Here is a 19594-nt window from a genome sequence, read left to right as displayed (position 1 = left end):
GCGGTCCGGCCGACGCCCGTCCGCCCCCATGGGCGGGCGCTTCGCTTCCGCCCGCGGACAGGCGCAGGCCTTTGTTGCAAGTCATCTTGTATTGCATCACGCGGCCTCCCCCGCGACACCGGCCATCAGCAGGCCGAGTTCTTTCTCATCGGTCTGATGCGCGGGCCGTTCGCCCATGATCATGCCGTCAAACATCACTGCAACCCGGTCAGCAAGCGACAGGATCTCTTCCAGCTCGACCGAGACCAGAAGGATCGCCTTGCCCTGATCGCGCAGCGCAACGATCTGCTTGTGAATGAATTCAATGGCGCCGATATCGACGCCGCGGGTCGGCTGGCCGACCAGCAACAGGTCCGGGTTGCGCTCAATCTCGCGCGCCACCACGATTTTCTGCTGGTTGCCGCCGGAGAAGTTCTTGGCCGCCAGCCACGGATCCGGCGGGCGCACGTCGAATTTCTCCATCTTGGCCTCGGTATCGGCCTGCAGGGCGGCGTTGTTTATCAGCACGCCGTTCTGATAAGCGGCATCGCGGTGATAGCCGAAGGCCACGTTTTCCCAGGCGTGGAAGTCCATGATCAGGCCCTCCCGCTGGCGGTCTTCCGGGACATGGCCGATACCGGCATCGCGGCGCGCCCTGGCATCCGACCCGGGGCCGTTCAGCGGCAGCGGCGTGCCGTGCAGCTTGATGCTGCCGGTGCCCGGACGCATGCCGCCCAGCACTTCCAGCAGTTCCGACTGGCCGTTGCCGGCCACCCCGGCAATGCCGACGATTTCGCCCGCGCGCACGGTCAGGTCGATGCCCTTGATCCGCTCGACGCCGGCGCTGTCCACCACCCGCAGGTTCTCGATCTCCAGGATCGGGGCACCGGGCTGGGCGGGCACCTTATCCACGCGCAGCAGCACCTTGCGGCCTACCATCAGCTCAGCCAGGTGCTCGGGGCTGGTCTCAGACGTCTTGACAGTCGCGGTCATCTGGCCGCGCCGCATCACCGAAACCGTATCGGTGTACTCCATCACTTCCCGCAGCTTGTGCGTGATCAGGATGATGGTCTTTCCCTCTGTGCGCAGCCGGTCCAGGATGCGGAACAGCTGATCGGCCTCGGACGGCGTCAGCACGCCGGTCGGCTCGTCAAGGATCAGGATTTCCGCCTTGCGGTAGAGCGCCTTGAGGATCTCGACCCGCTGCTGCGCGCCGACGCCGATTTCGTCGATACGGGCGTCGGGGTCCACGAACAGCTCGTATTCCTCCTCCAGCGCCTTCAGCTCCTTGCGGGCGCGGCGCAGCGAGGGCATCAGCATGCCGCTGTCCTCGGCGCCCAGCACGATGTTTTCCAGCACGGTGAAATTTTCCACCAGTTTGAAATGCTGGAACACCATGCCGATGCCCGCGGCAATCGCCGCCTGGCTGTCGGGGATCTCGGTCTTCTTGCCGTTGATGAAGACCTCCCCTTTGTCGGCCTTGTAAAAGCCATAGAGGATCGACATCAGCGTCGACTTGCCGGCACCGTTTTCACCGATGATACCGTGAATGGTGCCGGGGGCGACGCGGATGGAGATGTCCTTGTTTGCCTGGACCGGGCCAAAGGCCTTGGAAATGCCTTTGAGTTCGATGGCGGGGGCAGTCAAGCGGGCTCTCCCATGCCTGTAAATCCGATCAGCCGCACCACCTTGCCGTCTTGCAGATCGGCAAAATACTGGCCGCGCATCATGCGGTTGCCGTCTTTAAGGAAATCCACCGTGGCACGCGCGTGCCCGTGGTGTTCCGTGACGGCCAACACTTTGGCCTCGGCGCCCGGCATGTTCGCGCTGAACTGCGCGATATAGTCCAGGTAGGCGCCGCGGCCCTCGATGGGGGCGGGGGTGTTGGGATCGGAATAATAGAATTCGGGCCCGATAGCCGCGCCGGTTTTTGCAGCACGGCCTTCGGGGGTTGGGTCGCCCCAGGCCGCAAACAGAGTATGAAGTGAATCCGTCATGGCCTGGGGCTTTCTCTTTAGAAGCTCAGAACCGGGCAGCTGTCATCGGACATGTAGTCATGCACTTTGATCTCGCCCGAGGCGATCTTGGCAGCAGCTTCGTCCACCGCGGCCTTCATCTCTTCGGTCACCAGGTCGGCGTTGTGCTCATCCATCGCATAGCCGACACCGCCATTGGCCAGGCCCATGACAGAGAAGCCGGTCTCCATCTCCGCGCCGTCGGTGAACGCCTCGAACACGGCGTTGCCGACGTTCTTGGTCATCGAGGTCAGCACTTTGCCCGAGTGCAGGTGGTTCTGGTTGCTGTCCACGCCGATCGACAGGATGCCTTCGTCGGCCGCGGTCTGCAGCACGCCCACGCCGGTGCCGCCGGCCGCGGCATAGACCACGTCAGCGCCCTGGCTGATCTGCGCCTTGGTCAGCTCAGAGCCCTTCACCGGGTCGTTCCAGGCTGCCGGGGTGGTGCCGGTCATGTTGGAAATCACCTTGGCGTCCGGGTTGGCCGCCTTGACGCCTTCGGCGTAGCCGCAGGCGAACTTGCGGATCAGCGGAATGTCCATGCCGCCAATAAAGCCGACGGTGTTCGATTCCGACGCCATCGCGGCCAGCATGCCCACCAGATAAGAGCCTTCGTGTTCGTTAAAGACAACCGAGCGCACGTTGTCGCCTTCAACCACCATGTCGATGATGGTGAACTTGGTGTCCGGATAATCGGCTGCCACCTGGCCCAGGGCGTCGGCAAAGGCAAAGCCGACCATCACGATCGGGTTGGCGCCGGCCTCGGCAAAGCGGCGCAGCGCCTGCTCGCGCTGGGCTTCGGACTGCAGCTCGATCTCACGGTAGGTGCCGCCGGTCTCTTCGACCCAGCGCTGGGCGCCGTTGTGGGCGGCTTCGTTGAAGCTCTTGTCGAACTTGCCGCCCAAGTCGAAGATCAGCGCAGGCTCGGCCAGCGCGGCACCTGCGGTCAGGGCCAGCGACGCGGCTGCGCCCATCAGCGGTTTCATCAGGGTCATCAGGTTAACTCCCACTGTCATTTTTGTTGGATGCAGCGGGGCTTTTCCGCTGCCCGGCCCCGTTCAGGCCTTAGAGGGTGCGGCAATTTAGCCTGCAGGGCAGGGAGAGGGTCAACCGCTTTTTGACCATTTGGTGCGAAATCCGCGCAACTGGCCTAGCGTAAAGCTTTTCTCATCAGGATCGCATCCGCCGGTTTTGCCCCTTCCCGGCGGTAATATCCGGCCCGGCGCCCGCATTCCGCGAATCCGCAGGCGTTGTACAGCGCCTGTGCAGGGGCATTGTCCGCGGCCACTTCCAGGAACACCTCCGCCGCGCCCCGCGCGCGGGCGGCTGATTCCCAGTCCGCCATGCAGGCGCGGGCCAGGCCCTGGCGCTGATGGGCGGGGCTGGTGGCGATGGTCAGCAGCTCTGCCTCATCCGCGATCACCCGCACCAGTGCAAAGCAGCGGGCATCGCCGGTGGCAAAGGTCAGCGGGCTGTCCAGCAGGGAGGCAAACTCCGCCGCTGACCAGGGCCGCGACTGAGTGAAGGCCGCGGCGTGGGTGGCGGCCAAGTCCTCGGGTGTCAGCGGGTCAGCCATCAATCAGTGCCGGCGGCACATCGCTGGACGGCGCGGCATCGGCAGAGCGCAGGTATAAAGGGGCAGGCGGTTCGGTCACGGTTTCAAACCGCCCGGCGGTGATGCGGGCAATGGCCTCGGCGATCCCCGCGGGGCTTGCCTCGGGCGTAAACGCCAGCCCGGCGCCGCGGGCGGCCTCCTCTGCCTCCTGGCGCGGCATCAGACGCGGCGCTTCCCCGGGCAGGGCGGCATACACCTGATCGCGCGGCGCGGGCACCGCGGGCAGGGTGCCTGCGGCAGCCCGGGATTCAAACCCGTCAACGCCCACGGCCGGAATCTCCAGCCCCAGTGCAAGGCCGCGCGCAGCAGAAACCGCAATGCGGATGCCGGTGAAGTTGCCGGGGCCGACACCGACGCCAATGGCATCGAGGTCGGCCCACGCGGCGCCGCCCTCTGCCAGCACCTCCTCCAGCAGCGGCATCAGCCGTTCAGCCTGGCCGCGGGTCATTTCTTCCAGGCGGGACGCCAGCAGGACGTTCCCGCGCAGCAAAGCGGCCGCGCAATGCGCGGCCGATGTGTCAAATCCCAGAACCAGTGGTTCGGAGGTCATGCGTTGTCCTTTCGCAGCCGGTCAGACGGCAACCGGGCGCACCTCGGTGACTTCCGGGATGTAGTGGCGCAAGAGGTTCTCAATGCCCATCTTCAGCGTCAGGGTCGAGGACGGGCAGCCCGCGCAGGCACCCTGCATGTGCAGGTAGACGACGCCGCGGTCAAAGCCGTGGAAGGTGATGTCGCCGCCGTCCTGGGCCACTGCCGGGCGCACGCGGCTGTCCAGCAGTTCCTTGATCTGGTTGACGATTTCGGCGTCTTCGCCGGAATGCTCAGCATGGCCTGAGGCCGGATCGGAAGAGCCGTCCGCCATCACCGGCTGGCCGGATTGGTAATGCTCCATCACTGCGCCCAGAATGGCGGGCTTGATGTGGTCCCAGTCCACTCCGTCCGCCTTGGTCACGGTCACGAAATCATTGCCGAAGAACACGCCGGTCACGCCCTCAACCGCAAAGATGCGGGAGGCCAGCGGCGATTTGCCCGCAGCCTCAGAGCTGGGGAAGTCGGCGGTGCCCACTTCCAGAACGGTCTGGCCCGGCAGGAATTTCAGCGTCGCCGGGTTGGGCGTGGATTCGGTCTGAATGAACATGTCGGGTCTCCGTTAAGCGTGCCCCCGATATGCGCCCTGCGGCCCGCCAAGTCAAGATTTGGAACTATTCTAAATTCGGGCGGCTGCGGCGTGCTCCAGGGCTTGCTCCAGCCGGTCGTCGCCCCAGAACAGCTCCGGGCCGCTGACGAAGCTCGGCGCCCCGAAAATGCCTGCGGCGATCGCGGCGTCGGTCTGCGCCCGCAGCGCCGATTTGATGGCAGGTGACTGGGCGCGCAGCCTGAGCGCCTCGTCAAGGCCCGCCTGGCACAGGCAACCCTGCAGGACAGCGTCGCTGGAAATATCCGCGCCGTCGCCGAACTGCGCCTGAAACACCGCTTTTGTGAAAGCTTCGATGCGGTCCTGCTCCGCGGCGGCAATTGCCAGACGCGCCGCCTTTAGTCCGTTTTGCGGGAACGGATCGGGGCGCCGGAAGGGCAGCCCGCGCGCGGCGCAAATCCGCTCCATGTCGCGCCACATGTAACGCCCCTTGGCGGGGTAGATGTTGAACGGGGAGGTGTCCCAGCCCTGGGCTGCAAACACAGGCCCCAGCAGGAAGGGCTGCCAATCAACAGCAACCCCGCGTGCGGCGGCGAGCGCGCCGATCCGCATCACGCTGAGATAAGAATAGGTGGAGGCAAACTCGAACCAGAATGTGATCCTGCCGGTCATCGCCTCTGCCATTTCCCGCGCTCAGGTGATCGCTTCCAGCTTCTCTTTGCTCAGATCGCCGGGAACTATGGTGATTGGCACCGGCAGGGTGCCCGAGTTCTTGGTCAGCTGGGTGACCAGCGGGCCTGGCCCCTTGCGGCCGGTTCCGGCACCCAGCACCAGCACGCCGATTTCAGGATCGCCTTCGATGTAATCAAGGATCTCCGGCACCGGCTCGCCTTCGCGGATCACCAGCTCCGGGTCAACGTTCTGGCGGTCGCGCATCCATTTGGCAAAGACTTCGAAATGCGCATGGATCCGCTCGCGGGCCTCTTCCCGCATCACTTCGCCGACGCCGATCCAGTGGTTGAACTCGTCCGGCGGGATCACCGACAGGATAGTGACGCCGGCGCCGGTATGCGCCGCCCGCATCGCGGCGAACCGCATCGCGTTCAGGCATTCGCGGCTGTCATCCAGTACCACAAGGAATTTGCGCATTTTCGCTCTCTCGTTGTTCCACCGCGGATCATGACGCAAGCGGGCGCATCAGGCAATAGAGCCAAAGCCTTTGAGCCGTTTCAGGAAACTGGCTCTAGGCCGGGGCGGGAAGCGCTCCCGTGCCCGCAGGATCTACCGGCTGCGCCGGAACCCCCTTGGCGGCCTTGGGCCTGGCGCCGCGCATTGCGCGGCGCGGCACCGTGCGCAGGCACGGTGCCATGCCCAACCGTGCAGCGGCCTTTTGCAAAAAGGCCCGGAGCGGGCGGGAGCCGTACCAGGCGGCGCAGCGCCTTGTGTCAGGTCTGGCTGCGGGCCCAATCCCAATACATTTCGCGCACCCGCTTGGCGACGGGGCCGGTTTGATACTGGCATTCGTCGAAAGCGGTGACCGGTGTCACCTTGCTCATGTTGCCGGAAAGGAAGACCTCGTCGGCCGCCTCAAAGTCCTGATAGCCCAGCACGCATTCATGCACATTGATGCCATCGGCGCGCATGTTCGCGATGTGGCGGGCGCGGGTGATGCCGGCCAGGAAGGTGCCGTTGGGGATCGGGGTAAAGACCTCGCCGTCGCGCACCATAAAGACATTGGTGGTGGCGGTTTCCGCAACGTTGCCCATGGCATCCAGCACCAGCGCATTGGTGAACCCCTTGCTGCGCGCCTCCCGCAGCATCCGGGCGTTGTTGGGATACAGGCAGCCGGCCTTGGCATTCACCACCGCGTTTTCCAGCACCGGACGGCGGAAGCGGGTGCGGGTCAGCGTAGCGGAGGCCTCAGGCGCCGCCATCGGGATTTCCTCCAGGCTGACCGCAAAGCGGGTGCTGTCCGGGTCAGGGGCAATCAGAGTCGCGTCGCCGTCGGCGGCCCAGTACATCGGCCGGATATAGACGGCGGAACCCGGGGCAAAGCCTTCCAGCCCCTCGCGGATCAGCTCTGCCATCTGCTCAACCGAATGGGTGGGCGTCATAAGCAGCGCCTCGGCCGAGGCATTGGTGCGGGCACAGTGCAGATCCAGGTCCGGGGTCACCCCGTCGAAGAAACGCGCGCCATCGAACACCGAGGATCCGAGCCACATCGCATGATCCGCCGCCCGCATCACCGCCAAGTCGCCGTCGTGCCAGCTGCCGTTGAAATAGGTCCGGATTGTGCCGCTTACAGCCATGATTTCCCTCCCTCTGCTTGCCGCTAGGGTAGGCAGGGAAAGGTCAGAGGTCCAGACCTAACATTGCCCGCAGGTGTCCTGGCGAAGACTGCGGCCCGGCCTATTTATTGTTTTTTTACAATGGGCTGTCCGGTGCTTGCGCCCATTCTGACGCTGCGTCTGTTGGGTCAGGCATTCTGACCAATTGTTTCGCGCGCGAAACATTCGGGCAGCAAGGCTGACCTACTCAACCCCCGCGAGCAAAGCCTGCAGGTCCAGGGCCTCTGTGCCCATGGCGAGGCTTCCGTCCGGCCCGCGCGGCCATTCCGCCTCCGGCCGGTCGCGGTACAGCTCCACCCCGTTGCCGTCCGGGTCGCGCAGGTAGATCGCCTCGGAGACGCCGTGATCGGCGGCGCCCTCCAGCGCGATGCCTGCCTCCAGCACCCGCCGCAGCGCCGCGGCGAGGCTCTTGCGGTCCGGCAGCAGGATGGCAGTGTGGTAGAGGCCGGTCGCATTAGGCGCCGGGGCAGGGCCGCCGCGCGACTGCCAGGTGTTGAGGCCGATATGATGGTGATAGCCGCCCGCCGACAGGAAGGCGGCAGAGCTGCCCAGCCGCTGGGTCACCTCAAAGCCGAGGACGCCGCTGTAGAACTGGATCGCACGTTCCAGGTCCGAAACTTTCAGGTGCACATGGCCGATGCCGGTGCCTGCGGGAAGTGTTGCCGTGCCGGTGCTCATTGCAGCCTCCATCTGTCTGGTGCCGCAGATATGGCTGCTGAGCGGATCGGCTTCCATTCCGCGGCAACGCACCATGTGCCTGTGGATTTGCACAGCGGCAGCGGCGCAGCGCGGCGGGCGCGCCGGGCCCAACCGGGCCCGCGCATCTGTGATGCGCTGCAGCCCGGGCGGGAGGTCTGCGGGTGAAGATCAGGCGGCCGGTTTCAGGCCGGCCTTGTCCAGAATGGCCCCGGCGTCCTGCTGCCAGCGGGCCTTAAGCTCTGCATTCGGGGTGCGGCGCAGGCCCATGGCCTTCATCCCTTCGAATTTCTCCGAGGCCTCCTGGCCAAAGCTCGCGGCGACCCGCGGCCACCAGTAGTCAACCAGCTCCTGCAGGCTATCAGCGCCCTGGGCCTCGACCAGCACCATCAGCCCTTCTTCGGCCAGCTCCGCATGGCGGGTCTCCACCGGCAGGATGGCACGGAAGGCTTCGGCCAGAGGCTGATAGGAGACATGGCTAAGCTCCTCCAGCTGCAGCACCACCGCGCGGCCCATCAGCAGGTTCATCACCACCGCATCCGCCCAGCCTTCCAGCGGGTAGTTGAACACCGCCAGACGCATGTCGTGCTTGGTGCGGCTCTGACCGATGTCGGCATCCCGCTCCAGCCGCGCGGTCCAAGGGTGATGGTCGGCATAGCGTTCGGTGTCAGCGCCGAAATCGCCCATGATCCGCAGCACCTTCTCGGCGTGGTCGGTCTTTTCCAGCACGATCCGCGCCGCGGCGATGCGGGCCTTGATGCCGGGGCCTTCGTTGATGATGTCGGCAAAGCCCGCGGCTCCGGCCAGTTCGCTGTCGACGAAGGTTGCCATCAGCTTCATCAGCTCGGCGCGGTAGCGCGGCGGCACGTTGGACGGGTTGGTCAGAACCCCGCCCTGGGCCAGATAGCTTGTGATGCTCATCTCTTCGGACATGAAACGCCCTCCCTGAAAACTCCGGGCTACCCGGTTTTTTGAAATTGCCTTACTGATCGTAGTCCACGACGACGTTGTCGGTCACCGGGTAGGCCTGACAGGACAGCACATAGCCCTTTTCGACCTCGTAATCCTCCAGCGCGTGGTTGGCGACCATCTCGACCTCGCCCTCCAGCACCTTGCAGCGGCAGGTGGAGCAGACGCCGGCCTTGCAGGCGTAGGGCGCGTCCATGGCGTTCTCCAGCGCCGCATCCAGAAGGGTCATATCCTTGCCCATCTCGATGGTCTGGGTGGCGCCGTCCAGGGTGATCGCGGCCTTGGTCTGGTTGGCGCTGCTGGCGGCATCGGTTGCGGCGGCCTTGCGCTTGGCGCGGCCCGGCTGGGCGGAGGCGAACAGTTCGAACTTGATCTGGCTGTCCTCAAGCCCCGCACTGCGCAGCGCGGCGGCGATGCCCAGCATCATCGGCTCAGGACCGCAGATAAAGGCGGTGTCCACGTTTTCGATGTCGATCCAGTGCTCAAACAGCTGGGCGCATTTCTCTTCGGTCACCAGACCGGTGAACAGGTCGATTTCCTGCGCGTCGGATTCCAGAACATGGATCACGTTGAACCGGCCCATGTAGAGGTTCTTCAGATCCTCCAGCTCCTCGCGGAACATGATCGTGTTCACGCCCTTGTTGGCGTAGACCAGCGTGAAGGAGGATTTGGGCTCCGCCGCCAGCGTGGTCTTGAGGATCGACAGCACCGGGGTGATGCCGGAGCCGCCGGCAAAGCCCAGATAGTGCTTTTCGGCAGTGCCTTCGAGCGGGGTGAAGAAGGTGCCCATCGGCGCCATCGCCTGCAGGGTGTCGCCGGTCTTCAGCTCGGTGTTGGCCCAGGTCGAGAACGCGCCGCCGTCGACGCGCTTGATGCCGACCTGCAGGATGCCCTCGTCCTTGCCTGCGCAGATCGAGTAGCTGCGGCGCAGCTCCTCGCCGTCGAAGTCGCGGCGGAAGGTCAGGTATTGGCCTTGGGTGAAATCAAACTCCTCAGCCGCGCCGTTCACGGGCTTCAGGGTGACAACCACCGCATCGCGGATGGTTTTGCGGACATCGGTGACTTCAAGGTCGTGAAAGCGCGCCATCAGGGTCTCCTCAGATGCACTTGAAATAATCAAAAGGTTCGAGGCAGTCCTGGCAGCGCCAGTGGGCCTTGCAGGGGGTCGAGCCGAACTGGCTGACCTTGGTGACATGTTTGCTGCCGCAGTGCGGGCATTTTTCAGGACCGCCCGCGGGCTGGGGCGGGGCGATGCCGTAATCCTCCAGCTTGGCGCGGCCCTTGTCAGACAGCCAGTCGGTGGTCCAGGCGGGGGAGATCTGGGTCTTCAGCTTCAGATCGGTGATGCCGTGGCCGCGCAGGGCGGTTTCGATGTCCATAGCGATCACTGATGTGGCCGGGCAGCCGGAGTAGGTCGGGGTGACCGTGACCACCAGGGTTTCGCCCTCCCAGGCCACGTCGCGGATGATGCCCAGATCCACCAGCGAAATCACCGGGATTTCCGGATCGGGCACGGCGTCGAGCCAGTCCCAGATCTGGTCAATGCTTGGCTGAGTTGTCACTTGGCTCATGCGGTTACCCTCATTGGCTGTTCTGCCCGGCAATACGCCGGGCAACGCCCGTCCCGCCCCCGCGGGGCAGGAGTTTCCCGCCCGCCCCGCCGGGACGGGCGATGCCCTCAGTTCGTTGGCCGCGGCCTTACCACTTGGCGCCCGGGTAGGCGCGCTGCAGCCATTGCATCTGGGTCAGCAGGTGGCCCAGGTGCTCGGTATGCATCGCACCGGTGCGCCCGCCCTTGTGGGCAAAGCGGCTCTCCGGAATGGTCAGCGTCGCGTCGCCCAGGATGCGGGAGATCAGCGCGTCGTACTCTTCGCGCAGGGACGCCGGGTCGGGGGCGATGCCCGCTTTCACCATTTCGGCGTCGGCCTCGTCGGACTGGAACATCTCGCCCACGTAGGGCCACAGATAGTCCAGCGCCTCCTGCATCCGGCGGTGGCTTTCCTCGGTGCCGTCACCCAGGCCCACCACCGTGTCGGCGGAGCGCTCCAGGTGATAGGCCACTTCTTTCGAGGCCTTCTCGGCAATCGCGGCGACCCGCTCGTCCGAGGATTTCATCAGGCGGCCCAGCTGGATGGAATGCCAGGCGTCGAACAGGAACTGGCGCATCAGGGTGCGGCCGAAGTCGCCGTTCGGCACCTCGCACAACAAAACATTGCGGAAGTCCCAGGCGTCGCGCAGGAAGGCGAGATCGTCAGCGGATTTGCCTTCGCCCTGCACTTCACCGGCGAGGCCAAGCCACATCTGGGTCTGGCCGATCAGGTCCAGCGCGGTGTTGGCCAGCGCGATGTCCTCTTCCAGCACCGGCGCATGGCCGCACCATTCGCTGACCCGGTGGCCGAGGATCAGGGTGTTGTCCCCCATCCGCAGCAGGAACTGGGTGAATGCGTCGTCGCGGGTCATTACATCGCCCCCACTTCTTCGGGGATGTCGAAGAAGGTCGGGTGGCGGTAGACCTTCGACTCGGACGGCTCATAGAGCGGGCCCTTGTCGCTGGGCGAGGAGGCGGAGATGTGGTTGGCTTCCACCACCCAGATCGACACGCCTTCGTTGCGGCGGGTATAAACGTCGCGGGCGTTCTTGATCGCCATCTCGGCGTCCGGCGCGTGCAGGGAGCCGACGTGGCGGTGGCTCATGCCGTGCTGGCCGCGGATGAAGATTTCCCAGAGGGGCCATTCGTTTTTCATGTCTCAAATCCTCCTGGCTGAGGGAGCGCTGCGCGTCAGGGCGTAGCGCCGGAATTCTTGGGGTTACTCGGCGGCGTGCTGGCGCGCGGCCTTCTTTCTGGAATGCGCAAGCAGGCCGTCGCGGACCCAGGCTCCGTCGTCCCAGGCCTTGTTGCGGGCGGCGAGGCGGTCCACGTTGCAGGGGCCATTGCCCTGGATCACGTCAAAGAACTCGCTCCAGTCCGGGTCGGTGTAGTCGTAGTGGCCGCGCTCCTCGTTCCATTTCAGGTCCGGATCGGGGATGGTCAGGCCCAGGTATTCGGCCTGCGGAACGGTCTGGTCGACAAACTTCTGACGCAACTCGTCGTTGGTGTTCATCTTGATCTTCCACTTCATCGACTGGGCGGAGTGGACCGAGTCCTTGTCGGACGGGCCGAACATCATCAGCGACGGGTACCACAGGCGGTTCAGCGCGTCCTGGGCCATCTTCTTCTGCTCCGGGGTGCCCTCGGCCATCTGGCGGATGGCGTCATAGCCCTGGCGCTGGTGGAAGCTTTCTTCCTTGCAGATGCGGATCATCGCGCGGGAGTAGGGGCCGAAGGAGGTCCGCTGCAGCGGCACCTGGTTCATGATCGCCGCACCGTCCACCAGCCAGCCCACCGCGCCGATGTCGGCCCAGTTCAGCGTCGGGTAGTTGAAGATCGACGAATACTTCATGCGGCCGTCCAGCAGCATCTCGGTGATCTCGTCGCGGGAGACGCCCAGCGTCTCTGCCGCGCAGTAGAGGTACAGGCCATGACCGGCCTCATCCTGCACTTTGGCGAGCAGGATCGCCTTGCGCTCCAGCGTCGGCGCGCGGGTGATCCAGTTGCCTTCGGGCAGCTGGCCGACGATTTCGGAGTGGGCGTGCTGGCCGATCTGGCGGATCAGCGTTTTGCGGTAGCCTTCGGGCATCCAGTCCTTGGGCTCGATCTTCTCGCCCGCGTCGATGCGCGCCTGGAAGGCCGCCAGCTTCTCCGGATCGTCCTGGGTCGCCTCGGATTTGATCATCTGAGCATACATGTCTGGGACCTCCTAATCTTCGTTACACGCGTTCCAGGATCAGGGCGGTGCCCTGTCCGACGCCGACGCACATGGTGCAGAGCGCAAAACGCCCGCCGGTGCGCTGCAATTGGTAGGCGGCGGTCAGCACCAGCCGCGCGCCGGACATGCCGAGCGGGTGGCCCAGTGCAATTGCACCGCCGTTGGGATTAACATGGGGCGCATCGTCGGCAACGCCAAGCTCGCGCAGTGTCGCAAGGCCTTGGCTGGCGAAGGCCTCGTTCAGTTCGATCACGTCCATCTGGTCGATGGTGAGGCCGGTGCGGGCCAGAACCTTGCGGGTGGCGGGCACCGGGCCGATGCCCATGATGCGCGGCTCGACGCCTGCGGCAGCCATGCCGACGATGCGGGCCATCGGCTTCAGGCCGTTCTTGGCGGCCGCCGCCTCATTCGCCATCAGGATTGCTGCGGCACCGTCATTGACGCCGGAGGCATTGCCAGCGGTCACGGTCTTGTCCGGGCCGTTGACGCCCTTGAGGCCCGCCAGCTTCTCAGCCGAGGTGCCGGGGCGGGGGTGTTCGTCGGTGTCCACCACGATGTCATCGCCCTTGCGCTGGGGGATGGTGACCGGGATGATTTCGTCCTTGAAGATGCCGGCCCCATGCGCGGCGGCCCAGCGGGCCTGGCTGCGGGCGGCGAATGCATCCTGATCCTCGCGGGAGACGCCGTAGTCCTCGGCCACGTTGTCAGCGGTCTGCGGCATCGAGTCGGTGCCGTACATCTCGTGCATCTTCTTGTTCACGAAGCGCCAGCCGATGGTGGTGTCATAGACCGCATTGGCGCGGGTGAAGGCAGAGGTTGCCTTGGGCATCACAAAGGGCGCGCGGGACATGCTTTCTACGCCGCCGGCGATGGCCATATCGTAGTCGCCCGCCTTGATCCCGCGGGACGCCATGCCGACCGCATCCATGCCGGAGGCGCAGAGCCGGTTGATCGTGGTGCCGGGCACAGAGGTGGGCAGGCCCGCCAGCAGCGCCGCCATGCGGGCCACGTTGCGGTTGCTTTCACCGGCCTGGTTGGCATCGCCGAAAATCACATCGTCGAGGGAGCCCCAGTCCACGTCCGGGTTGCGCGCGGCAAGCGCGGCAATCGGCAGGGCGGCAAGATCATCGGTACGCACCTGGCTCAGCGCGCCGCCGTAGCGGCCGATCGGGGTGCGGGTGGCATCGCAGATGAAAGCATCCATGGGTGTTCGCGTCTCCTGTGGCGGCGGCGGGATAAGCCGACCGTTGGGTCGGTATTACGCCGGAAGATGATTCGCGGCAAGTGAAATGTAACCTGAAACTTTCACCTTTGGAAATTTTGTAACGCGTCCGTGAGGCCAGGCGCAGCCTCCGCCGCAGTGAACGCGGGGTTATTGTTGCGAAGCCAAGGCCTTGGCGGCCAGGCTGGCAGCAAGGAGCCGCCGCTTGCGGGCAAATCCGTGTATGCTGTGAGCGGATGACGGCCAAAGGGAGGAGCAATGCCACAGGTTCTGCGCATCGGCGGCGCTGCCGGGTTCTGGGGGGAGGTCGCCCTGGCCACGCCGCAGCTGCTGGCGGCGGGAGGCTTGGATTTCCTCGTCTATGACTACTTGGCCGAGATCACCATGGCGGTGCTGGCGCGGGCGCGGGCAAAGGATCCGCAGGCAGGGTATGCAACCGATTTCGTAACGGCGGCAATGGCCCCGAACCTTGCGGAGATCGCGCGGCAGGGGGTGCGAGTCGTCTCCAACGCGGGCGGCGTGAACCCGCAGGCCTGCGCCGCGGCCCTGCGGCAAGAGGTCGAAGCCAAGGGTTTGGACTTGCAGGTGGCGGTTGTTGCTGGCGACGACCTGCTCGGGCGGGCCGCGGAGCTGGCGGAGGCTGCGCCGGAGGATATGTTCACCGGCGCGCCGTTTCCGCCGCTGGAGAAGATTGCCAGCGTCAACGCCTATCTGGGGGCCTTTCCCATTGCCGCGGCCCTGGACCGTGGCGCGGACATTGTGGTGACCGGGCGCTGCGTGGACAGCGCGGTGACGCTAGGGGCTTGCATTCATCACTTCGGCTGGGGGGCGGCGGACCTGGACCGGCTGGCAGGCGGCAGCCTGGCGGGCCATATCCTTGAATGCGGGCCGCAGGCGACCGGCGGCAATTTCACCGACTGGCAGGCGGCGGAGGATATGGCCGCGATCGGCTACCCCATTGCGGAGATCCGCGAGGATGGCTCCTTTGAGGTGACCAAGCCTGCAGGCACCGGCGGCCTTGTATCGCGCGGGACGGTGGCGGAGCAGCTGCTCTATGAGACCGGCGACCCGCAGGCCTATGTGCTGCCGGACGCGGTGTGCGATTTTTCCGCCGTCACGGCGACAGAGACCGGGCCGGACCGGGTGCGGGTGGCCGGTGCCCGGGGGCGCGGGGTGCCGGATGCGTATAAGACCTGCATCACCTGGCAGGACGGTTTCCGCAGCGGCCATTACTTCACCTTCTACGGCCTTGATGCCGAGGCCAAGGCGCGGGCCTTTGCCAAGGCGGCGCTGGCCCGGTCGCGGGATGTGCTGCAGGCGGCAAAGCTGCCGGATTTCAGCGATGTGAGCATTGAGCTTATCGGCAGCGAAAGCCAGTTCGGCGGGCTGCGGCAGAGCGAGCCCGCGCGGGAGGTGGCGGCCAAGATTGCGGTGCGCCACCCTGATGCCCGCGGGGTAGGGGTATTCCTGAAGGAGGCGGTGGGGCTGGGCCTGTCGGCGCCGCCGGGACTCAGCGGGTTTGCGGGTGCCCGGCCCAAGCCTTCGCCGGTGCTGGCGCTGTTTTCCTGCCTGCTGCCCAAGGCGCAGGTGCCCGTGGCAGTGCGGGATGCGGCAGGCAGCTGTGCGGTGCCGCCGACCGCGGCTGTCCCGCTGAGGGCGGTGGAACCGCCCGCACCGCCGCCAGTGCCGCAGGCCAAGCGGATGGCGGAGGTGCCGCTGATCCGCCTGGCCTGGGCGCGCAGCGGCGACAAGGGCGACATCGCCAATATCGGGGTGATCGCGCGCAGGCCGGAACTGATGCCCTGGATCTGGGAGGCGCTGGACGAGCCCCATATGCGCCGGGTGTTCGGGCACTTCTGGGACGGGCGGATGGAGCGCTTCTATCTGCCCGGCAGCGCCGCGATGAATATCCTGCTGCTGGGTGCGCTGGGCGGCGGCGGCACGTCTTCCTTGCGTAATGATCCCCAGGCCAAGGGCTATGCGCAATTGCTGCTGGCGGCGCCGGTGCGGGTGGATGCGGACTTGCTGGAGGCCGCGGTATGATGTGCGCAGGGCGGAAGGCAAATTGGGAAAGCAGTTCATGAGTGAATTCCAGACCAAAATCAGCCCCGACAGCGAAACCTTCGCCCGAAACCGCGAAGATATGCTGGCGCTGGTCAAGCGGATGCGCGATCTGGAGGCCCGCGCGGCGGCGAGATCCGAAGAACGCCGCCCGGTTTTTGACAAACGCGGGCAGCTGTCGCCGCGGGAGCGGGTCTCGGCGCTATTGGATCCGGGGCTGCCGTTCCTGGAGCTGTACAACATGGCCTCCTATCTGGTGGATGACCCGGATCCGGAGACCTCAGTCCCCGGCGCCTCGATCATCCTGGGGATCGGGTATGTCGAGGGCGTGCGGGCGATGGTCTTTGCCGATGATGCCGGGATCAATGCCGGCGCGATGACGCAGAAGTCGGTGGACAAGGCGCTGGGCGCGATTGACATCACCGAGCGGCAGAAGCTGCCCTTCATCCACCTGGTGGAAAGCGCCGGCGCCGACCTGATGCGCTACACGGTGGAGCTTTGGGCGCATGGCGGCGGAATGTTTGCGGGGTTGGCGCGGCTGTCGGCGGCGGGCATTCCGGTGATCACGGTGCTGCACGGAGCGTCGACTGCGGGCGGCGCTTATCAGCCGGGGCTGTCGGATTATGTTATCGGGGTCAAGGGCAACGGCATGGCGATGCTGGCGGGCGCCGCGCTGGTGCAGGCGGCGACCGGCGAGGTGGCGCAGGACGCGGACCTTGGCGGTGCTGAAATGCATGCCGCTGCCACCGGGCTGGTGGAGTATCTGGCCGAGGATGATGCCCATGGCATTGAAATCGCCCGGGAGGTGGTGGCCGGGCTGGGCTGGCAGCCTTGCGCGCCGGCGCTGCCGGATTACGCTGAACCAGTGCTGCCGCCTGATCAGATTGCGGGCGTGGTGCCGGTGGACTACCGCAAGCCCTATGACATGCGCGAGGTGGCGGCGCGGATTGCCGATGGCTCGCAGCTGCGGGAGTTCAAGCCGGGCTACGGGCCGGCCACGCTTTGCCTGCAGGCGCGGATCATGGGGCAGCCTGTTGGCCTTCTCGGCAATAATGGCCCCTTGGACCCGGACGGGGCCGCCAAGGTCACGCATTTCCTGCAGGCGATGGACCAGGCCGGCACGCCGGTGGTCTTTCTGAACAATACCACCGGTTACATGGTCGGCACCGCATCAGAGCGGGCGGGCATGATCAAGCACGGTGCCAAAATGATCCAGGCGGTGACAAATTTGCGGGTGCCGAAGGTCGCCCTCTACACCGGTGCCAGTTTTGGGGCAGGAAACTACGGCATGTGCGGCTATGCCTTTGGCGCGGATTTCCTGTTCACCTGGCCCAATGCGATGACCGGAGTGATGGGCGGCGAACAGGCGGCGCTGACGATGGAACAGGTCGCCCGGCGCACGGCGGAGCGCAAGGGCGTGGAGGCGGACGAGGCGCGGCTGGCGGCGCAGCGCGCGAAGATCACCGCGCATTTCGGCGGGCAGTCTGACGCCTTCTATACCTCGGGACGGGTGCTGGACATGGGGATGATCGACCCGCGCGACACCAGGCGGGTGATCGGCTTTTGCCTGCAGACCTGCCAGGAAGCGCGGGCGCGGCAGCTGAACCCCAACAGCTTTGGCGTGGCGCGGATCTGAAGGAGGCGGGATGAGCAGTTTCGACACGATCCTGGTGGCCAACCGCGGCGAAATTGCGCTGCGGGTGATGCGCACGGCACGGGCGATGGGGCTGGCGTGCGTTGCGGTTTACACCGATGCGGATGCCGCCAGCCCTCATGCCGCATTTGCCGATGCCTCCATCCGCATCGGCGAAGGCCCGGTGGCGGACAGCTACCTGTCGATAGACAAGATCATCGCGGCGGCCAGGGAGGCGGGGGCCGGGGCTGTTCACCCGGGCTATGGTTTCCTGTCGGAAAATGCAGAATTTGCCCGCGCCTGTGCGGCTGCCGGGCTGGTTTTCATTGGCCCTTCTGCGGAGGCGATTGCGCTGATGGGCAACAAGGCCGCGGCCAAGTGCAAGATGATTGCGGCGGGGGTTCCTTGCATACCCGGGAATGAAGGCGCGGATCAGGCAGTCGATGTGCTGGCGGCGGAAGCGGACCGGATCGGCTTTCCGGTGATGATCAAGGCAGCCGCGGGCGGCGGCGGCAAGGGGATGCGGCTGGTGCAGCGGCCTGCGGATTTCAGCGCTGCCCTGCAGCTGGCCCGCAGCGAGGCGCTGGCGGCTTTCGGTTCCGATGAGGTGATCCTGGAAAAAGCCCTGACGCGGCCGCGCCATGTGGAGGTGCAGGTTTTCGGCGATGCTGATGGCACTGTAATCCATCTGGGGGAGCGCGATTGCTCCATCCAGCGCCGCCATCAGAAGGTGGTGGAGGAGGCGCCAAGCCCGGCCGTGGACGCAGCCTTGCGCGCCCGGATGGGGGCAGCGGCAGTCAAGGCGGCGCAGGCCATCGGCTACCAGGGGGCGGGCACGGTCGAGTTTCTGCTGGATCAGGACGGGGTGTTTTATTTCCTGGAGATGAACACCCGGCTGCAGGTGGAGCATCCGGTGACGGAGATGGTCACCGGGCTGGACCTGGTGGAGATGCAGATCCGGGTGGCGCGGGGCGAGCCTTTGGGGCTGGCGCAGGACGACGTGCGGCTGGAGGGCCACGCCATCGAGGTGCGGCTTTATGCGGAGGATGCGGAGCAGGGTTTTCTGCCGCAGGCCGGGCGGATCGCGGAGTGGCAACCGCCGAGCAACGCTGGCATCCGGGTGGATGACGGGATCGCAGCGGGGCAGGAGGTCTCTGCCTTCTATGACCCGCTGCTGGCCAAGCTGATTGCGCATGGCCGCACGCGGGAGGAGGCGCGGCAGCGGCTGGTGGCAGCGCTGCAGGACTGCGTGCTGTTCGGCCTTGCGTGCAATCGCGACTTCCTGCTGGAAGTGCTCTTGCATCCGGAGTTTGCCGCAGCGGATGCCGCCACCGATTTCATTGCCCGCCATTTCCCGAACGGGCTGGAGGCGCCTTTGGCCTCCCGTGAGATGGCTGTGGCTGCAGCCCTGATCCACCGCGCGGAGCAGCAGCGCTGCGCCGCTGCGGCGGGGGGCGTGGCGCCGGAACTGCTGGGCTGGTCGGGCCAGGGAATCCTGCGTTCTTTCCTGCGCCTGGAGCGCAACGGGGAAACCTGTAGCCTGCAGGTCTGTGAGGAACCGGGCCAGTTGCGCGTGACCTGCGGGGAGCGGCAGCACAGCGTGGCGGAGGAAGGCGGCGGCCTGCGGGTTGATGGCGTGCGGGCGGACCTCAAGTCCTGGCGCCTGGCGGGCGATACGCTGCAGGTGGCGGCCGCCGCGCGGATATTCACTCTGACCCGCCAGCGGGCGTCAGCCGGTGCAGCACCCGCTGGGCAAGCCGGGCAGGTTGTTGCGCCGATGCACGGCGTGCTGAAGGAGGTCTGCGTGGCCGAAGGGGACAGGGTCGCCGCGGGCAGCCGGCTTGCGGTTGTGGAGGCTATGAAGATGCAGCACGAAGTCCGGGCGGGGGCGGCGGGCATCGTCGCATCGGTTGCAGTGCGGCCCGGTGTGCAGGTTCAAGCGGGCCAGCTTCTGCTGGAAGTCTCACCGCAGGAAATTGACGGCGCCTGACCAGGCTCCAAGACGCTCCCGCCCGTCGCAGGTGCATTGAAAATGCCCCCGCTCCCGTTGGGCCCGGCGCCGCGCCCAACGGGAGGAGGTCTTTTGCCAGACAGGCTGACGACGGGCGGGAGCGG

The 19594-nt window shown here is 65.9% G+C and carries 20 protein-coding genes; 3 read left to right on the top strand and 17 right to left on the bottom strand.

Annotation, left to right across the window (positions count from 1 at the left end; translation table 11 throughout):
* Positions 1-96 precede the first annotated feature (96 nt).
* The 17 genes from CAER_RS0109230 to pcaF all read right to left on the bottom strand — a co-directional run bounded on the left by CAER_RS0109230 (position 97) and on the right by pcaF (position 13767).
* Positions 97-1626, bottom strand: coding sequence for an ABC transporter ATP-binding protein (locus CAER_RS0109230; protein ID WP_027235083.1), 1530 nt, complete (start codon positions 1624-1626; stop codon positions 97-99).
* Positions 1623-1976 carry a nuclear transport factor 2 family protein gene (locus CAER_RS0109225; protein ID WP_027235082.1) on the bottom strand — a complete coding sequence of 118 codons (354 nt, stop codon included), beginning with the start codon at positions 1974-1976 and terminating at the stop codon, positions 1623-1625. The genes CAER_RS0109230 and CAER_RS0109225 overlap by 4 nt, the downstream gene beginning before the upstream one ends.
* A 17-nt stretch (positions 1977-1993) precedes the next feature.
* On the bottom strand, positions 1994-2989 hold the full coding sequence (locus tag CAER_RS0109220; protein ID WP_027235081.1) for a BMP family lipoprotein: 996 nt from the start codon (positions 2987-2989) through the stop codon (positions 1994-1996).
* A 155-nt stretch (positions 2990-3144) separates the two neighbouring features.
* Positions 3145-3570, bottom strand: a complete 426-nt coding sequence (locus tag CAER_RS0109215) for a GNAT family N-acetyltransferase (protein WP_027235080.1) — start codon at positions 3568-3570, stop codon at positions 3145-3147.
* The gene (gene tsaB / locus CAER_RS0109210; RefSeq protein WP_027235079.1) at positions 3563-4159 is read right to left on the bottom strand and encodes a tRNA (adenosine(37)-N6)-threonylcarbamoyltransferase complex dimerization subunit type 1 TsaB; all 597 of its coding nucleotides are present in this window, start codon (positions 4157-4159) and stop codon (positions 3563-3565) included. Before tsaB ends, CAER_RS0109215 begins: the two co-directional genes overlap by 8 nt.
* 21 nt (positions 4160-4180) lie before the next feature.
* Positions 4181-4747, bottom strand: coding sequence for a NifU family protein (locus CAER_RS0109205; RefSeq protein ID WP_027235078.1), 567 nt, complete (start codon positions 4745-4747; stop codon positions 4181-4183).
* 69 nt (positions 4748-4816) lie between these two features.
* Positions 4817-5416, bottom strand: a complete 600-nt coding sequence (locus CAER_RS0109200; protein WP_084299633.1) for a 2-hydroxychromene-2-carboxylate isomerase — start codon at positions 5414-5416, stop codon at positions 4817-4819.
* A 21-nt stretch (positions 5417-5437) separates the two neighbouring features.
* Positions 5438-5893: a universal stress protein gene (locus tag CAER_RS0109195; protein ID WP_027235076.1), complete on the bottom strand. Its 456-nt coding sequence runs from the start codon at positions 5891-5893 to the stop codon at positions 5438-5440.
* A 296-nt stretch (positions 5894-6189) separates the two neighbouring features.
* Positions 6190-7053 (bottom strand): branched-chain amino acid aminotransferase, encoded by an 864-nt coding sequence (locus CAER_RS0109190; RefSeq protein ID WP_027235075.1) that lies wholly within the window; start codon positions 7051-7053, stop codon positions 6190-6192.
* 222 nt (positions 7054-7275) lie between these two features.
* Positions 7276-7770, bottom strand: coding sequence for a VOC family protein (locus CAER_RS0109185; RefSeq protein WP_027235074.1), 495 nt, complete (start codon positions 7768-7770; stop codon positions 7276-7278).
* A 189-nt stretch (positions 7771-7959) separates the two neighbouring features.
* Positions 7960-8721, bottom strand: coding sequence for a Phenylacetic acid catabolic protein (locus CAER_RS0109180; protein ID WP_027235073.1), 762 nt, complete (start codon positions 8719-8721; stop codon positions 7960-7962).
* Between the two features lie 49 nt (positions 8722-8770).
* Positions 8771-9844, bottom strand: a complete 1074-nt coding sequence (gene paaE, locus CAER_RS0109175; protein WP_027235072.1) for a 1,2-phenylacetyl-CoA epoxidase subunit PaaE — start codon at positions 9842-9844, stop codon at positions 8771-8773.
* 10 nt (positions 9845-9854) lie between these two features.
* Positions 9855-10328 (bottom strand): 1,2-phenylacetyl-CoA epoxidase subunit PaaD, encoded by a 474-nt coding sequence (paaD, locus tag CAER_RS0109170; protein WP_027235071.1) that lies wholly within the window; start codon positions 10326-10328, stop codon positions 9855-9857.
* 127 nt (positions 10329-10455) lie between these two features.
* Positions 10456-11217, bottom strand: a complete 762-nt coding sequence (gene paaC, locus CAER_RS0109165; RefSeq protein WP_027235070.1) for a 1,2-phenylacetyl-CoA epoxidase subunit PaaC — start codon at positions 11215-11217, stop codon at positions 10456-10458.
* On the bottom strand, positions 11217-11501 hold the full coding sequence (gene paaB, locus CAER_RS0109160) for a 1,2-phenylacetyl-CoA epoxidase subunit PaaB (RefSeq protein ID WP_008562338.1): 285 nt from the start codon (positions 11499-11501) through the stop codon (positions 11217-11219). The genes paaC and paaB overlap by 1 nt, the downstream gene beginning before the upstream one ends.
* A gap of 63 nt (positions 11502-11564) precedes the next feature.
* Positions 11565-12542: a 1,2-phenylacetyl-CoA epoxidase subunit PaaA gene (gene paaA / locus CAER_RS0109155; RefSeq protein ID WP_027235069.1), complete on the bottom strand. Its 978-nt coding sequence runs from the start codon at positions 12540-12542 to the stop codon at positions 11565-11567.
* 22 nt (positions 12543-12564) lie between these two features.
* Positions 12565-13767 (bottom strand): 3-oxoadipyl-CoA thiolase, encoded by a 1203-nt coding sequence (pcaF, locus tag CAER_RS0109150; protein ID WP_027235068.1) that lies wholly within the window; start codon positions 13765-13767, stop codon positions 12565-12567.
* Between the two features lie 276 nt (positions 13768-14043).
* On the opposite strand from pcaF, the gene CAER_RS0109145 reads away from it, so the two are divergent.
* Genes CAER_RS0109145 through CAER_RS0109135 form a run of 3 tightly spaced genes read left to right on the top strand, consistent with a single transcriptional unit; the run spans position 14044 to position 19469 of the window.
* Positions 14044-15828, top strand: a complete 1785-nt coding sequence (locus CAER_RS0109145; RefSeq protein WP_027235067.1) for an acyclic terpene utilization AtuA family protein — start codon at positions 14044-14046, stop codon at positions 15826-15828.
* Between the two features lie 37 nt (positions 15829-15865).
* The gene (locus CAER_RS0109140; RefSeq protein WP_027235066.1) at positions 15866-17482 is read left to right on the top strand and encodes an acyl-CoA carboxylase subunit beta; all 1617 of its coding nucleotides are present in this window, start codon (positions 15866-15868) and stop codon (positions 17480-17482) included.
* Between the two features lie 10 nt (positions 17483-17492).
* Entirely contained in the window at positions 17493-19469 is a 1977-nt protein-coding gene (locus CAER_RS0109135) for an acetyl-CoA carboxylase biotin carboxylase subunit (RefSeq protein ID WP_027235065.1), read from the top strand.
* The last annotated feature ends 125 nt before the right edge of the window (positions 19470-19594 follow it).

This window comes from Leisingera caerulea DSM 24564 (assembly GCF_000473325.1).
Classification (GTDB): Bacteria; Pseudomonadota; Alphaproteobacteria; order Rhodobacterales; family Rhodobacteraceae; genus Leisingera; species Leisingera caerulea.
This window is presented reverse-complemented; position numbering and strand designations above follow the sequence as displayed.

Excerpts from the sequence above, each read along its gene's own strand:
- CAER_RS0109225 (WP_027235082.1), bottom strand. The coding sequence starts at position 1,976 with ATGACGGATTCACTTCATACTCTGTTTGCGGCCTGGGGCGACCCAACC.
- CAER_RS0109220 (WP_027235081.1), bottom strand. The coding sequence starts at position 2,989 with ATGACCCTGATGAAACCGCTGATGGGCGCAGCCGCGTCGCTGGCCCTG.
- CAER_RS0109215 (WP_027235080.1), bottom strand. The coding sequence starts at position 3,570 with ATGGCTGACCCGCTGACACCCGAGGACTTGGCCGCCACCCACGCCGCG.
- tsaB (WP_027235079.1), bottom strand. The coding sequence starts at position 4,159 with ATGACCTCCGAACCACTGGTTCTGGGATTTGACACATCGGCCGCGCAT.
- CAER_RS0109205 (WP_027235078.1), bottom strand. The coding sequence starts at position 4,747 with ATGTTCATTCAGACCGAATCCACGCCCAACCCGGCGACGCTGAAATTC.
- CAER_RS0109200 (WP_084299633.1), bottom strand. The coding sequence starts at position 5,416 with ATGACCGGCAGGATCACATTCTGGTTCGAGTTTGCCTCCACCTATTCT.
- CAER_RS0109195 (WP_027235076.1), bottom strand. The coding sequence starts at position 5,893 with ATGCGCAAATTCCTTGTGGTACTGGATGACAGCCGCGAATGCCTGAAC.
- CAER_RS0109190 (WP_027235075.1), bottom strand. The coding sequence starts at position 7,053 with ATGGCTGTAAGCGGCACAATCCGGACCTATTTCAACGGCAGCTGGCAC.
- CAER_RS0109185 (WP_027235074.1), bottom strand. The coding sequence starts at position 7,770 with ATGAGCACCGGCACGGCAACACTTCCCGCAGGCACCGGCATCGGCCAT.
- CAER_RS0109180 (WP_027235073.1), bottom strand. The coding sequence starts at position 8,721 with ATGTCCGAAGAGATGAGCATCACAAGCTATCTGGCCCAGGGCGGGGTT.
- paaE (WP_027235072.1), bottom strand. The coding sequence starts at position 9,844 with ATGGCGCGCTTTCACGACCTTGAAGTCACCGATGTCCGCAAAACCATC.
- paaD (WP_027235071.1), bottom strand. The coding sequence starts at position 10,328 with ATGAGCCAAGTGACAACTCAGCCAAGCATTGACCAGATCTGGGACTGG.
- paaC (WP_027235070.1), bottom strand. The coding sequence starts at position 11,217 with ATGACCCGCGACGACGCATTCACCCAGTTCCTGCTGCGGATGGGGGAC.
- paaB (WP_008562338.1), bottom strand. The coding sequence starts at position 11,501 with ATGAAAAACGAATGGCCCCTCTGGGAAATCTTCATCCGCGGCCAGCAC.
- paaA (WP_027235069.1), bottom strand. The coding sequence starts at position 12,542 with ATGTATGCTCAGATGATCAAATCCGAGGCGACCCAGGACGATCCGGAG.
- pcaF (WP_027235068.1), bottom strand. The coding sequence starts at position 13,767 with ATGGATGCTTTCATCTGCGATGCCACCCGCACCCCGATCGGCCGCTAC.
- CAER_RS0109145 (WP_027235067.1), top strand. The coding sequence starts at position 14,044 with ATGCCACAGGTTCTGCGCATCGGCGGCGCTGCCGGGTTCTGGGGGGAG.
- CAER_RS0109140 (WP_027235066.1), top strand. The coding sequence starts at position 15,866 with ATGAGTGAATTCCAGACCAAAATCAGCCCCGACAGCGAAACCTTCGCC.
- CAER_RS0109135 (WP_027235065.1), top strand. The coding sequence starts at position 17,493 with ATGAGCAGTTTCGACACGATCCTGGTGGCCAACCGCGGCGAAATTGCG.